The following is a 14886-nucleotide window of genomic DNA, read 5'->3' as shown; positions in this document are numbered from 1 at the left end:
TTTTATTAGCATCAAATACACTCCAACAAATTTAAATAGTATTGTCTCAACGATTCCTTCAACATCTCAGGCTCCACAATCTTAATGGAAGTACCGTACCCTGCAAGGTAGCTCACAATGAACTCCAGTTCATGAGGTTCATAGGTTCCGACGAGCAGATAGAATCCGTCATGTTCTTCAAGGCGCATGGATGGGTAGTGATTTTGTTGAAATTGCTCCATGCCCAAATCGCTGAACTTACATTGAAACGAAATAGCTTGTTCGGAAGGTTTCCATAAGGATTGGAGATGTTCTCTTTGTATTTCAGCAAGGTGTGAGACAGGTTCGATATGCGTTAATACAGCCGAAATGATTCGATCACAGCGAAATACACGGTACGCTTTTTTCTTCAGATCGTATGACTGGCAATACCAGTACCCTTTAATGGAATATAGCGCAATGGGCTGTATAATACGGGTGCTGGTTTTTGTTTTGGAAACTGCTTCTGACTGATCATGGTAATCTTCCAGATTCTCTTTCGTAGGCTCTTTGTTCTCAATAGAAACTGTGACTTTACTCTGCTCCGCCGCACTCCTGTTTTTGTCATGATACGTAATTTGAATAACCATCTGCTGTACCGCGGCATTTAATAGAAGCTCCAGATGAGCACTGTCTTTGATCTGTTCGGTATGTTTAAAAGCAACACGCTGTTGCATGTTATGAATGTTTTCTTGCTGTCTGTCTGATAATGCTGCCATAAATTTCTTATGAACAGATTCAAATGTGGTTCGAAAAGGCAAACTGGTGAAGCTACGAAGAGCCTGCATAGCGAAATACAAGGCATGGAGCTCATCTGTATTAAAAGAGATGGGAGGCAGTTGCATCTGCTGAAGCAGACGGTAACCGCCATAACGTCCGTACTCTACATAGATAGGTGCTCCCATCTCTTCCAGAGACGCAATATCTCGTAATGCAGTTCGTTTGGATATTTGAAACTCTTGCATTAAGTCAGACAACGTGAAATATTGCTTTTGATTTATAAAGCGAAGCATATGGTGTAGACGTTCAGTCTTTTTCATTGGTTAACATCCCCTCCTCTCAATAGTGCCATGTATTGGCACCTTTCGTTGTTATAGTAATAAGTGTAAGACAGACAAATGAAGGAGGCAAGTCACATGAATGTTGAAGTTATCCCCTTTCTCTCGATGAACGGAGAGGCGGCAGAAGCAATTACATTTTACGAAAAAACATTGGGTGCAAAAGTGTTATTCCGAAAAAGCTACAAAGAAATGAAGCAGATGAGTCCCGATTTCAAGTATCCTGACGGTCAGGATGAGTACATTACCCACTCGGTGCTGGAGATTGGAGCGAACAAAATCATGATTGCGGAGGAAGCGATGGATGCGAAGAGACCTTGGGAACTGGGAAACAGTACATCGCTGTGCATTCAATCTCAGGATCAAGGCCAAATGGATGGACTATACGAGGCGTTGACGCAACATGAAGGGGTGAAGGTGCTTGTGCCTTATGCAAGGAATGAATTTAGTCCCGGCTACGGGATTGTCCGTGATCCGTTTGGTGTTGTCATTCAGCTATGTGTAACGGTACATGATTTCTAAGTTTTTTAGTTCAACTTATATAGAATAAAGTTGCCAGAAAAAAGCAAGTTATGATTACCCATAACTTGCTTTTTATGTTGCTCTATGCCCCCACAGATCGTGAATTATGACCCAGAGTATGAAGGTTGTATGTACACACAAAAATATTTTTTAGGATTCGTGCAAATTAGTGATCCAAAAGTCCCGAATTCGGGTATCATTACTAGGAGTCAACGCATCGCAAGAATGCATCTATCATGAACGGCATGAAGTAATTAAAATTGCAACACTTTATTGACTATGGGACGGATTGTGGGGGATTTGGATGTCTTTATTGGAGACTGGGCGGCAAGATCAGGTGACGGACGATTTAGTGGTCAAGGCGATGGAGAAAAGTTTGGCGATTATTCGCTTCGACTTAAACCGCAGGGTTACATACGTGAACGATGTATTTGCTTCAAGAATGGGGTATACCAAGGAAGAGATGTATGGAATGCAGCATCGGCAATTATGCTTTGGAACATTTACAGATAGTCCGGCATATGAGGAGTTCTGGAGAAGTATTTTGGCCGGGAACAGCTTTCAGGATAAGATTGAGCGTATGGATGCCAAAGGCCAATCGGTATGGCTCGAAGCTACATATATGCCCGTGTTCGATGCGTCGAATCAGAAGGTACTTGGCGTTTGCAAGATGGCTACGGATATTACGAATCGACAAAATAACATTACAGCCGTTGTTCAAGAATTGAAGATGCTATCTCAAGAGCTGAATGAGCAGGCGGGTGCTGGAATTGGTCGGAGCCATGAACTAATGTCCAGCGTTTCTTATATCTCGGAAGTATCTGCAGCTAATCAGTCTACACTAACGCATCTGCAAGAACAGGCTGGCTCCATTCAAGGTGTGGTGCGGACCATTCGGGAAATCTCTTCTCAGACACAATTACTCGCGCTCAATGCAGCGATTGAGGCTGCACATGCAGGAGAGTTCGGCCGAGGATTCGATATTGTGGCGAAGGAAGTGCGCAAGCTGTCAGCCATGGTGGAGAATTCAATTAATGAGATTCGAGACAGTGTAACAGGTATTACCAAAGAAATTACCAATATTACCAATGGTACGAAAAAGGTAGAGGACTATGTGCAACAAAGTCACGAAAGAATTGAGATTGCGTTAAATGATTTTAAAATGATCGCGGCCGCGGCTATTTTACTGGATGATAAGGCACAGCATGTAACCCGAATTGTGTAAGCGAAAAATAAATATGGTATGAATTCCAGAACGATTCTGTGCTTATGGCAGGGTCGTTTTTTTGCTGTTTGGATCATATTCCTCGCAAATCAAAAGTGGTCGTTAATCATCAGGCAAGAAAGTGTTCCATTGCATATCCTGCCAAAATCACGGAATTTTTATGGGTAAACAGGACACAATAAGCCGGGAATACCTGTGGTTTGATTTTACAGAGAAGGGAGGATGGATGGAGGGTGTGGTCAACGATCTTATCTTATGTACCGAAATGGACCATCTGGGCGCAGGCACTCATGGTGTTTATTGTACCGATTATTATATATTTCACGACCAATTGGTTCCATACGGCAATCAAGCGGGGCAGCTTCTCTCGCAAACATAAAATGATTCCTTCGCCTAAGGACATCTCACCGGCTGAAGCTGGCGTGGGACCAGGGACGGAAACCGGACACTATGCCAACATTAAGCTAACCGGAATACACACGACAGATCTGATAACGGTTCGAGAGACCTTTGGCAAAAATGCAGATGTACATATTCGAGAGTTCACCATTCGAGGAACGAACACGAGAGCGGCGATCATGTATACCGAAGGACTTACAGATACAGATCTAATTGACAGCTATTTAATCAAACCTTTAATGATCGAGGGTATACCTGAACTCAAACAGGAAAGTTTTCTTCATCCTGAACAAGCAGACTTCCTGTCCACGTATCTGAAAACTCAAATTCTTCCCGTCAGCGAGATCCAGGAGACAGAGTCTCTGCAGGAGCTTGCATCAGGGGTATTGATGGGGAAAAACGGTTTGTTGGTGGATGGCCTGCCGGGAGCGATGCTAATCGGAACGTCCAGATTAAAGACGCGCGGGGTGGATGAACCTTTATCGGAAGGTCTACTACGCGGTCCGCGTATCGGCTTTACAGAGGAGCTTAGTGATAACACGGGCATTTTACGACGTTATGGAAGTGACCAGAGTTTATTTATAGAAAAGCTTGTAGTGGGCAGCCGGATTAAAAAGGACTTGGCTATTGCTTATTTTCAGGATATTGCCGACCCTAAACTCGTAACCGAGGTTATGAAACGTGTAAAAAGTATTGATATGGACGCGATGCTGGAGTCCGGTTACGTAGAACAACTGATTGAAGATGATGCCTTGAGTCCTTTCCAGCAGATTCTGAATACGGAAAGACCTGACCGCGTTATCGGTGCTTTACTAGAAGGGCGTGTAGCTATTTTGCTGGACGGAACTCCGTTTGTTCTGGTCGTGCCGGTCACCTTTAGCATGCTACTCCAGTCTCCAGAAGACTACTATGAACGCTGGATTCCAAGTACGTTCCTTCGAATTTTACGTTTTATGTCGGCTATGTTAGCCCTGCTTGCCCCGGCGCTTTATATCTCTTTCATTTCGTTCCACCCAGGTCTGATTCCGACGAAGCTGGTATTAACGATTATTGAAACCCGTTCGGGTGTACCCTTTCCTTCCATTATTGAAGCTTTAATTATGGAGCTGTCCATCGAGATTCTAAGGGAAGCAGGGATTCGCCTGCCCAAACCCATCGGACCTGCGATGGGAATCGTTGGGGGTCTGATCATCGGTCAGGCAGCAGTACAGGCAGGGATTATCAGCCAGTTTCTGGTCATTGTCGTAGCGGTCACAGCGATTTCGTCCTTCACGATCCCCGTATATAGTGCAGGATTGACGCTCCGTTTGCTCCGCTTTGCCGCCATGTTTAGTGCTGCGGTGATGGGGTTGTACGGTGTGGTCATGTTTTTCCTGCTCATTTGTACTCATTTAGCTCGACTTTCCAGTTTTGGGGTCCCTTATATCGCACCAACCGTTCCATATCATTTGGGCGATTGGAAGGATTTTGTCATTCGCGCACCGCTTAATATGATGAGAAGACGCCCCGACATGATGAATTCGACTGATAAAGATCGCAAGAAATAATGTTGTTCGAAGTGAAGTTCCGTGTAGATAGGTTCTGTGCAGTTCAGTAAGATTGCGTACATTTCATAGATGGTCAGGAGGTGTTATAGAAGTGAATGACTCCCAAGTAAAAATAAGCACGACACAAGCCGTGGTCATTATCGTCAATTACATGCTTGGTGCAGGCATATTAACACTACCTCGGACAACGGGCAAAGCGGTTGGAACGCCGGACGTCTGGATTTCTATCATCCTTTCAGGGCTAATCATTACAGGGGTTGGCATTATATTGGTAACCCTGTGTCGGAGATTTCCAGAAAAGACCGTTTTCCAATTCACCCGGGAGATTACAGGAAGTTGGATTGCTTACATATTGGGCTGTGCCAACATTATTTATTTTATGGTCATTGCCGCTTTTGAAATTCGGGTGATGGCTGACGTAACCGGAATGTATTTGTTGGAGCGTACACCTAACTGGGCCATTGTGATGGTGTTTATGTGGATCGGAATTTATCTGATTTCCGGCGGACTTCCAGTTATCGTGCGTGTGTTCGAGGTCATTTTGCCGATTACCTTGGTCATCTTTGTGATGGAAATATTGCTCAGTAACCAACTGTTCGAAATCAGTAATTTGAGACCGGTTCTTGGAGAAGGGTTTTTACCTGTAATCAAAGGGCTGAAACCTTCCTTGCTTTCATACACAGGTTATGAAGTAATGCTGGTCATTACAGCGTATATGCAAAATCCCAAAAAAAGCAATAAGGCCATGACATGGGGGATTGGGATATCTACAGCCATCTATTTAATTACAGTCGTGATGGTTGTAGGCAGTTTATCCCTCGACGGGATTAAAACGAGAACCTGGCCTACGCTGGATCTGGTTCGTAGTTTTGAGATTCAAGGTTTGATCTTTGAGCGTTTCGAATCATTATTGCTGGTCATCTGGATTTTGCAGATTTTCTCTACGTTTGCTATCACCCATTATTGTGCTTCTGTGGGGATTCGTGATCTGTTTAAAGCGAAAAAGATGCGGACAATTATGTACTGTCTACTACCGTTTATCTATTTGGCAGCCATGATTCCCAAAAATGTGTATGAAACGTTTGCACTCGGGGACATGCTGGGCAATGCATCTGTTGTTTTGTTTGCCATTATGCCTTTGGTATTGCTGCTGCTTAGCATTATTCGCAAAAAAGGAGGTAAACACGCATGATTTCTCTCCGGTTATGGCTACGTATCATCTCAGCCTTGCTTATTCTCAGTCTGATCTCGGGGTGCTGGAGTAGCCGGGAAATTGAAGATTTGAGTCTGTATGTGGGTCTCGGAATCGATGTTGGAGAGGAAACAAAATTCGAGAAAAATATATCAGCTCAAGGCGGACATTACCCTAAAGAAAATAACGTCACCGCAACGGTTCAAATTGCCCCTGGAAAATCGAGCGGCCAGCAGAGCGAGCAGGGAGGCTCGCCTTCATCCGGTAAATCCTCTTACTCTAACGAACAGCTTACCGGAGATTCCTTGCTCCAGATTTTCCGCCAGTTTGCCCTGCGGCGCGATCGTCCACTTATTGGACATCATCTGAAGGTAATCGTGATTTCCAAGGATATTGCCAAAAAGTATGGGTTACAACAGTTGCTTGATTTTGTGTTGCGGGATAACGATATTCGCCCCAATTGCCTTGTACTAATCAGCCATCACCGTGCGGTAGATGTGCTCACTTCGAGAGATCCTTCTCGGATTCCGGCCTTTTATCTTACGGGAATTACGAACAACTCGTACATCTCTAATAAAATACTGGAGCCTGTTTCGCTTGCGAAACTGGATGCAGAGATGCAGTCTGGCTCCAGTTTTTTGCTTCAAAATGTGTTGAATGCAGATGGCGAGGATAAATTTTCAGGGGGCAGCATCTTTAAAGGCAAAACAACGAAATTTATCGGGGAGCTTAGCCAAACCGACCTGGAAGCATTGTCTTGGATTAAGTCTGAGGAAAAGGCGGGCGGGGTCATCAAAACATATAGTAAGGAAGGATTCACAGTTCTCTATGAGATCAAGAAAAAGTCTATAAAAATAATTCCAAAGGTAGTTCGAGGGAACATTTCGTTCCATGTCAAGGCAGAGTCTGAGGGCTGGTTAATGGAGGATTGGCGCGCGCCTGAAAAAGAAGAAAAAGGGGCCTATCTGAAGGAACTCGAAAAGGATTTTGCCAAAATTGTAGATCAACAGATTGACCAGATGCTTTATAAACTCCAACATACGTATAAAGCTGACGTTGCCGGTTTTCGGGACAGCATTCGAATCCATTATCCAAAAACGTGGAAGAAGGTAAAAGATAACTGGGATGAAGTGTTTGCGACAGTCCCTATTACGTATGAGATTAAAACGAATATTGTCAATCCAGGCTCCTCTACAGAGTAGCTTGATATACTCAATCGGGATGCTTCATGTGTTAACTTCGGCTCCAAGGAAAAGATCAAAAGCTCGATTGGGGACCTGGTGTTTATTTAAATGTTGACACATCAGGCAGCAGTCGATATAGTTATACAAAATCATTTTCTTATCCAGAGAGGTGGAGGGACTGGCCCTTAGAAACCTCAGCAACAGATCTGAAGGATACTGTGCTAATTCCAGCGGGTGAAAGCCTGATAGATAGGAGCGTTTGTTTTTATTTGTCAGTTACGGCGCACTCTTCAGGAAAGAGTGGGTCTTTTTTGTTTGTTCTGGATGAAGAAGCAGGGAGCAGGTTATATGGAGAATAGTAACGATAAAGGCCAATTTCAGCGAAAAATGCAAACGAGGCATGTAGTTATGCTCTCTCTTGGTGGCGTCATAGGAACAGGACTGTTCCTTAGCTCAGGGTATACCATTCAACAAGCCGGACCGCTCGGTACGATTTTGTCCTATTTGATCGGTGCTTTGGTGGTGTACCTGGTGATGCTCTGTCTTGGCGAACTGTCTGTGCATATGCCGGAGACGGGTGCATTCCATAGTTATGCGGCTAAATACATTGGACCAGCGACAGGATACACGGTGGCCTGGCTGTACTGGCTTACTTGGACCGTAGCGCTCGGATCAGAATTTACAGCCGCAGGACTGCTTATGCAACGCTGGTTTCCGTCTGTGAACGTCTGGATCTGGAGTGCGTTGTTTGCCGTGATGATCTTCCTGTTTAATGCGTTCACGGTAAAACTTTTTGCCGAATCCGAATTTTGGTTCTCCTTGGTGAAAGTGATGACGATTGTCATCTTTATTATTCTTGGTGGTGCTGCCATGTTTGGTATTATTCCGATGGCAAATGCTGAACCGGCTCCGTTCTTTTCCAACATTACAGCGTCTGGGTGGTTCCCATACGGGGCAACTGCGATTCTGATGACGATGCTGGCGGTCAATTTTGCCTTTTCGGGTACGGAACTGATTGGTATTGCCGCAGGCGAAACGGAAAATCCGGAAAAAACCATTCCGAAGGCCATTCACACCACGCTGTGGCGTTTGATTATTTTCTTTATTGGCACGATTGTTATTCTGTCAGCATTGCTTCCGATGTCAGATGCGAGCGTGCTGGAGAGTCCGTTCGTTGCTGTCATGGAGCGGATCGGTGTTCCATATGCAGCCGACATCATGAACTTTGTTATTTTAACGGCGATTCTATCCGCAGCGAATTCGGGGTTATATGCTTCATCACGGATGCTCTGGTCATTGGCGGATAAAAAGACGATCTCTCCATGGTTTGCCCGTTTGACCAAACGCGGTGTGCCGTTCAATGCACTTGTGCTTAGTATGGCCGGTGGTGCACTGGCTTTACTGTCCAGCATCATTGCGCCGGGAACCGTCTATATTACGCTTGTTTCAATCTCAGGTCTTGCTGTGGTAGTTGTCTGGATGAGCATCAGCGTGTCTCAATACATGTTCCGTAGACAGTATCTGCGGGAAGGACATGACGTGAAAGACCTGGTTTACCGAACGCCGCTGTATCCATTTGTGCCTATCGTTTCATTTGTATTGTGCCTCGCATCCTGCATAGGTATCGCTTTTGACCCAACACAGCGGATTGCTTTATACTGTGGTATTCCATTCATTATTTTGTGTTATATCGTGTATTATTGGACGGATCGTACGAAGAAGAAAAGAGGGCTGACTTCATGACACAACGTGAGCAAACGAATGATATAAATGTGGTTCAACGTATTCTGGACGAGTATCCAATCATGATTCTGGATGGTGCACTGGCAACGGAACTGGAACAGCATGGCTGTGATCTGGATGACCCGCTCTGGTCTGCACGAGTGTTGCTGGAGAACCCGGATGTTATCGTGAACGTGCATGCTGATTATTTCCGAGCAGGGGCAGATTGTGCAATTACCTCCAGTTATCAGGCAACAGTGGAGGGTTTCCGCAAGCGTGGAATCGGAGAAGAGGCTGCCCTGGATCTGATTCGAAAAACAGTGGAACTGGCGGCGAAGGCCAGAGATGATGTGTGGGCAGAAGTGCAGGAAGCCACAGTAGTTGAAGGTTCAACAGGACAGCTTGTAGACGTTTCTTCGGGACGAGCCGAGAACGTGGGGAACGAGCAGAGTGAATATCGTACTGGTGAACACACTAGTGGCGAGAAGTTGCGTCGTCCGCGACCTGTCGTTGCTGGCTCTGTCGGCCCATACGGTGCCTATCTGGCAGATGGTTCGGAATATGTGGGACATTACGATGTATCAGATGAGACACTGGCTGCATTTCACCGTCCACGCATGAATGCGCTGATTGAAGCCGGAGCTGACATTTTGGCGTTCGAGACGATTCCTTCTCTACAAGAGGCTCGAGTTCTTGTCGAATTGCTTAAGGAGTTTCCTGATGCTCATGCGTGGCTTTCTTTTTCATTAAAAGATGGGACAAGCATCAGCGAGGGAACATCGCTTGAGGTATGCGCACAGACATTTGGCTCTGAACCGCAGATTGTGGCAGTCGGCCTGAACTGTGCTCCGATGGAAGTGGTCACAGAAGCCATTGGTATCCTGCGCCAAGCCTGCGATAAACCGATCATCGTGTACCCGAATTCAGGTGAAACCTACGATGCCGAGACCAAAACATGGAGTGGCCAAGGTTCCTGTGGAAGCATGAAGGACGCATCAGAACAATGGGTTGCCGCTGGTGCTCAGATTATTGGTGGATGCTGCCGGACAACACCACATCAGATTAGCGAGCTGGCGAAGAAGTGGCGTGGTTAGCAGCCAAAATTTTTTATAGAACAAACCTGAATAAGAACATAAAAATGTATATAAACCTAAAAAACTTAGATAATCTCCAAGAGCCCTTACCTTTTTTTAATAGGTAAGGGCTCTTTTCAGGTTCTTTTTAGGTTATTCAATAACTAACATACGTGGTGATGCCTTGCGAATTTCCCGGGATGCCAGCCAGCATCCGATTGCTGCTGCCAATATACTCAAACAGGCGAATAGCAGAATGCCCCATCCATTCAGAACCAAGGGAAGGTGTACGATTCCATATCCTGAGAGAACTTGTTCAAGTAGCCGGGGAAGAAGGTATACACCCGCAATAACACCAAACATCGAACCAATCAGGGATAACGATGCGATACCAAACGTGAGAGATGAACGAATACTACTGGATGTCATACCTATTGATTTGTAGATGCCATACGTCATGTTTTCTTTGCGAATACTGATTCGGCAGGTACTGAAGATGATCATAAAGGTAACGATGATGAACAGTAGACCAATCAGAGCCATGGGATATATAAGAATGTTTGCCGCTTCTGCAAAAACGGAATCTAGCAGCGTTTTTTGCGTGACGATGGAAGCAGAGTCTCTGAACCGCTCATTCAGTTGGGCTACAATTGCCCCTGCTTGTGATGGGTCGATGACATTAATAAAGGCAACATCGACATCACTGTAACTCGGATTTACGCTCCGAACAGCTTGAGCTGTGATTCTCCCGGATACCGACATATTTGCGATGGCTTGATAGATACCCGAAATGATGAATGTGCGCTTCTCTCCTTCAACGTAAAGATCGATAAGGTCTCCCAAATCCTTGTTTAACATCTTGGCCACACTGACTCCGATTGAAATTTCATTCTCGCGTTCAGGGTTATTTCCTCTTAACGTCTCGAATCCGGAGACCTTATAGCTCCCGTCCAATACACCCAAATAAAGACTGATCGACGGACGGGTTGTATGGTTTTCCAAAACTTCGGAGGGAATAACGCCGGTAAGGTTTCCCTGCCAGCCCACATTTTTGATGCGGTGATCTTCTTCCAGTACACGTTGAAGTGCTGCTTTTGGAAATGTCGTTTTGTCTACGACCACAGCGGCAATGTTGGCATTGTCATACCCCCATTGGGCTGCTGTCTGATGGATGCCGATAATACTGGTCAGAACAACATATCCGAAGACAAGGACGGAAGCGGCCACCGATGTCAGCAGTATCATTAAGACAGAGCTTTTGCCATTTTTGATCAAACTGCGTATGCCGATGACCCAAGAAACAGGCAGCTTTCCAAATGAAGCCATATGTGCTAGCGGTGAATCCATTCGTCGCACCATGCGTACATTGTCGCTCTCTGACATACCGTAACGAATGGCCTGAACAGGCTCGATTTTACGAGCTTTTTTGGCATATAACACGACAAATGCAATAACCAAGACGAGTAACAGCAGCCCTACAACAATAGCAGCTCCAATGCCCTCAATTGCAAGATCACCCTGGTCAGTCCGTAGGGATGATACGGAGATGTTGATGATGAATTTGGAGACGAATACGCTAAGTACCACCCCGGGAAGAACGGCGATGATGGACAACAGAGCATATTGAATAACGTAGGTAGCAATGGTTGCTCGGGAGGTCAATCCAAGCGACTTAAGGATACCTATCGTTTTGTAGTTGGACAGAATGGCATCGGATATGGTGAAGCCAATCGTAATGAGCGCAATCATCATCATGACGGTCCCCAAGAATATCATAATGAAACCGATGATCTGGTTGATGATTAGATAGAAGGATGATATACTTTCGAATTCCATTTTGGTTTCCAGAAAAGGAGAACCTGTCTCGCTTGCATAACGGTCCCAGTAGCTGGAGCTCGTACTGTAATCATCAAAATGTATGCCTATCATGTGATGTTCTTTACCTGCAAGCGTGGTGAAATCATGTTGATAATCGCCAGGGTTCATCCAGATTCTTGCCGTATTGCTGAACGGTGCTCCGTAAGGAACATCCACAACAATCGCTGATACGGTGAGACTTAGCTTAGAAGGTCCCGTTCTGAATTGAACGACATCACCGACATTAATGTTATAACTGTAGGCCATCGAAGTAGGAATCCATACATTTCCTTGTGCGGGAGACGGGCTTTCTTTACCGGATGCAAATACGAGTTGATCTACATTCCATGGAGGTGGAGGGGTGTTCATCATATACAGATAAATGTTGGGGATATCCACATTATCCAAGGTCATGCCTGACAACGTACGGTAAGTAAGCAAAGGTGAGACCTGAACACCGTTCTGAGCGGCCCACCAGTCATACACCGTTTGGGGATCATTTAGATCTTTTTCGAATGTCAACATCTGATGCGATCCGTTTGTTCGGCTATGCATTTCCTTGAACTGATGACCTGTGTTCGCCAAAATGATAACGGAAGTGCACACGAGAAGGGTGGAAAGTAATATAAGCAGGGTAATAAACAGGTTTTGGATTTTATTTTTAGTAAGATAAGAAAAACTCAGCTTCAGGATGGCAGCCATAAATTACTCCTTCCCCGATACAAAAGCGAAGACAATGGACTCCCGCTCCGGAATTTGATGCTCGTGATATTTGTCGAATTCCAGAATACCGCCGATTTTACCATCCTGGATCAAGATCAGACGATCAGCCCGGCAAGCGGCTTGGATGTCATGGGTTACCATCACGACGGACTGTCCTTCCCGGTTCATATCCGTCAGGATGTCGAGCACCGCTCTTCCATGTTCGAAGTTTAAACTTCCGGTAGGCTCGTCAGCGAACAGGATATCCGGTGAATTGATGAGTGCACGGGCAATCGCAGCCCGTTGTTGCTGACCCCCGGAGGTCTGGGAGGGCAGGCGATTGTGTTGTTCATAGATGTCCATGTCGCGCATAAGTTGTTTCGCCCGCGCTTGAACCTCACTTTTTTTGTTTCTGGCGATGTACCCGGGAAGAGCGATGTTTTCGTGAATAGAAAGGTCGGGAACAAGGTTGATGCTTTGATAGATGTACCCGATTCGACGTGTGCGGAATGCAGACAATTCTCGTTCGCTATAGGTATCAATACGTTGATTTTGAAAATAAACCTCGCCAGCAGTAACCATGTCCAGTCCACTCAGTAAATATAACAGCGTAGATTTGCCTGAACCGGAATTCCCCATGATCACAGTGAAATCCCCTTCATAGATATCGAGATTAACGTTACGAATCGCATGGTACTGTTCACTCCCGGTCTGGTAGGTCTTACACAGATTTTGGGCACGAATGATGGATGTTTTGTTCAAACAGATTCACTCCCCGTTGCAGTATATCGTTCATCATAAAGGGAAGATATTGAGAAACCCTTATCCAAATATAAATAAAGTATTACAAACCTAGGACAGCTCAGAGTTAAAAAGGTATTCATGATCAGTGTCGCTTCATTGCTATTTGTCACTTCAACATAAGGGCAGGCTGAACTGAAAGAGAGTTTCTTGACCATTTTTGCTGGAAAAATGAATTTGTCCTCCATGCGCTTCAATGATGCTTTTGCAGATCGAGAGGCCAAGACCTGTTCCTTCCTGGATAAGGGGAGAGTAGGAAGAAGAGGAAGGAGAGGAAGAGCCACCTCTAAAATATCGTTCAAATACAAAGGGCATGTCCTGAGTCTGTATCCCTCGCCCCGAATCAGTGATGGTCAGCTTGAATTGTCCCGAATGGACCTCAGCATGAATGCGGATAAAATCACCGGGAGCAGTATGTTTAAGTGCGTTAGATATCAGATTGGAGATGACCTGTTCTATGCGTACCGGATCAATCCGAATAAGTACGTCAGGGATAGGACTAGGCTGTACGTAGGTCAATCCGTGGGATCGCACGATATGTGCAATGGGTCTCAGCATATTTTCAAAGACGGAACGACTGTATCGTTCTTGCGGCTCAACCGAGATCTGCCCAAGCTCATGTAATGCGTGAACAAGCAAATCCTCTACTAGCCGGGCTGTTTTGTCTGTATGGATCTGCATAATATCCAAATATTCTTTGAGGGTATCTTCATCTTCGCATACCCCTTGGGAGATCGCATCTATGTATGCCTTTATCGTGGTAATGGGAGTCTTGAGATCATGAGAGATATTGGTGATGAGCTCTTTCTGAGCCTTTTCCTGCCTCATGCGCTGTGTACTCAAATGCATAAGCTCCATCCGCATCAAGTCCAGCATAGCGTAGAGGTCACCTATTTCGTCCGTGCGTTGATATTGGATTTTCTCGTCGTATTTGCCTTTAAGAATCGATTCGGCATGATGTTTCAGCTGATTGACCGGGGTTAACAACTGTCCTTTGATCCGGCGAACGATGGTGTATAGAAGAAACATGAGCAGAAGGGAAAGTATGATTACTGCAACCAGCAAGAATATGGGAACAGTAGACGTCTTGTGAGCAAATACAAGAGATGGGGGTACGGTGAAAATAACATTTCCGACCTGATGGCCATTTGGCTTTGGGCTTCCCATGACGGGAAAAGCAATATCCAGCAATTCATTACCGTCCGCAATCTGTAACACATCTGCCAAGTTGTAATGTAACGCAGATCTAAGGTTTACTAATGTACCTTCGGATGATGGTACAGAGGACAGTTTGATTAGACCATCCAATCCTACATAGGAAAAAGGAATGTTTTCTTTGCTCGCTGTGGTGCGGATTTGCTCCTGAACAACAGGGTCAGCAAGACGATTATGATTTTGCTCCAGTTCAAGCAGTATCGGGTTAACCTTCAGACGCACCTGATTAATCATCGGTGCAGACTCACTGGAAGAAGGAGATGTGAGCATATGAAGGAATAAGCCAAGGCTACACAGCAGAATTAGAAGTAGGATTGCTAATGATAATTTCAGCCATCGTGTAGACCAGTTATGTAGTGACATGAACGCTT

Annotated in this window: 11 protein-coding genes and 1 riboswitch; of the genes, 7 read left to right on the top strand and 4 right to left on the bottom strand. The window is 45.3% G+C overall.

Going from position 1 to position 14886, the window contains the following annotated elements; genetic code table 11:
- Positions 1 to 11: 11 nt before the first annotated feature.
- Positions 12 to 1058 (bottom strand): helix-turn-helix transcriptional regulator, encoded by a 1047-nt coding sequence (locus ACT89M_RS24550; RefSeq protein ID WP_308723186.1) that lies wholly within the window; start codon positions 1056 to 1058, stop codon positions 12 to 14.
- Between the two features lie 96 nt (positions 1059 to 1154).
- Between ACT89M_RS24550 and ACT89M_RS24545 the strand changes: the two genes are divergently transcribed.
- The 7 genes from ACT89M_RS24545 to mmuM all read left to right on the top strand — a co-directional run bounded on the left by ACT89M_RS24545 (position 1155) and on the right by mmuM (position 9961).
- Entirely contained in the window at positions 1155 to 1598 is a 444-nt protein-coding gene (locus ACT89M_RS24545) for a VOC family protein (protein WP_308723187.1), read from the top strand.
- 304 nt (positions 1599 to 1902) lie between these two features.
- A complete protein-coding gene (locus tag ACT89M_RS24540) occupies positions 1903 to 2823 on the top strand; it encodes a methyl-accepting chemotaxis protein (RefSeq protein WP_308723188.1) in 921 nt (306 codons plus the stop codon).
- A 233-nt stretch (positions 2824 to 3056) separates the two neighbouring features.
- Positions 3057 to 4769, top strand: coding sequence for a spore germination protein (locus tag ACT89M_RS24535; RefSeq protein ID WP_308723189.1), 1713 nt, complete (start codon positions 3057 to 3059; stop codon positions 4767 to 4769).
- A gap of 91 nt (positions 4770 to 4860) precedes the next feature.
- On the top strand, positions 4861 to 5961 hold the full coding sequence (locus ACT89M_RS24530) for a GerAB/ArcD/ProY family transporter (protein ID WP_308723190.1): 1101 nt from the start codon (positions 4861 to 4863) through the stop codon (positions 5959 to 5961).
- Complete coding sequence (locus ACT89M_RS24525) at positions 5958 to 7163, top strand: Ger(x)C family spore germination protein (RefSeq protein WP_308723191.1); 1206 nt, start codon at positions 5958 to 5960, stop codon at positions 7161 to 7163. Before ACT89M_RS24530 ends, ACT89M_RS24525 begins: the two co-directional genes overlap by 4 nt.
- A 136-nt stretch (positions 7164 to 7299) precedes the next feature.
- Positions 7300 to 7401, top strand: a riboswitch (SAM riboswitch).
- Between the two features lie 92 nt (positions 7402 to 7493).
- Complete coding sequence (mmuP, locus tag ACT89M_RS24520; protein WP_221786798.1) at positions 7494 to 8888, top strand: S-methylmethionine permease; 1395 nt, start codon at positions 7494 to 7496, stop codon at positions 8886 to 8888.
- Positions 8885 to 9961, top strand: a complete 1077-nt coding sequence (gene mmuM, locus ACT89M_RS24515; RefSeq protein WP_487344860.1) for a homocysteine S-methyltransferase — start codon at positions 8885 to 8887, stop codon at positions 9959 to 9961. Before mmuP ends, mmuM begins: the two co-directional genes overlap by 4 nt.
- Positions 9962 to 10093: 132 nt before the next feature.
- Here mmuM and ACT89M_RS24510 read toward each other — a convergent pair whose 3' ends face one another.
- The 3 genes from ACT89M_RS24510 to ACT89M_RS24500 form a co-directional block, all read right to left on the bottom strand.
- Positions 10094 to 12499 (bottom strand): ABC transporter permease, encoded by a 2406-nt coding sequence (locus ACT89M_RS24510; RefSeq protein WP_487344859.1) that lies wholly within the window; start codon positions 12497 to 12499, stop codon positions 10094 to 10096.
- Between the two features lie 3 nt (positions 12500 to 12502).
- Positions 12503 to 13261 (bottom strand): ABC transporter ATP-binding protein, encoded by a 759-nt coding sequence (locus tag ACT89M_RS24505; RefSeq protein WP_186809840.1) that lies wholly within the window; start codon positions 13259 to 13261, stop codon positions 12503 to 12505.
- A 153-nt stretch (positions 13262 to 13414) separates the two neighbouring features.
- The gene (locus tag ACT89M_RS24500) at positions 13415 to 14878 is read right to left on the bottom strand and encodes a HAMP domain-containing sensor histidine kinase (protein ID WP_487344858.1); all 1464 of its coding nucleotides are present in this window, start codon (positions 14876 to 14878) and stop codon (positions 13415 to 13417) included.
- Positions 14879 to 14886 lie beyond the last annotated feature (8 nt).

This window comes from Paenibacillus sp. NN59 (assembly GCF_057597225.1).
This window is presented reverse-complemented; position numbering and strand designations above follow the sequence as displayed.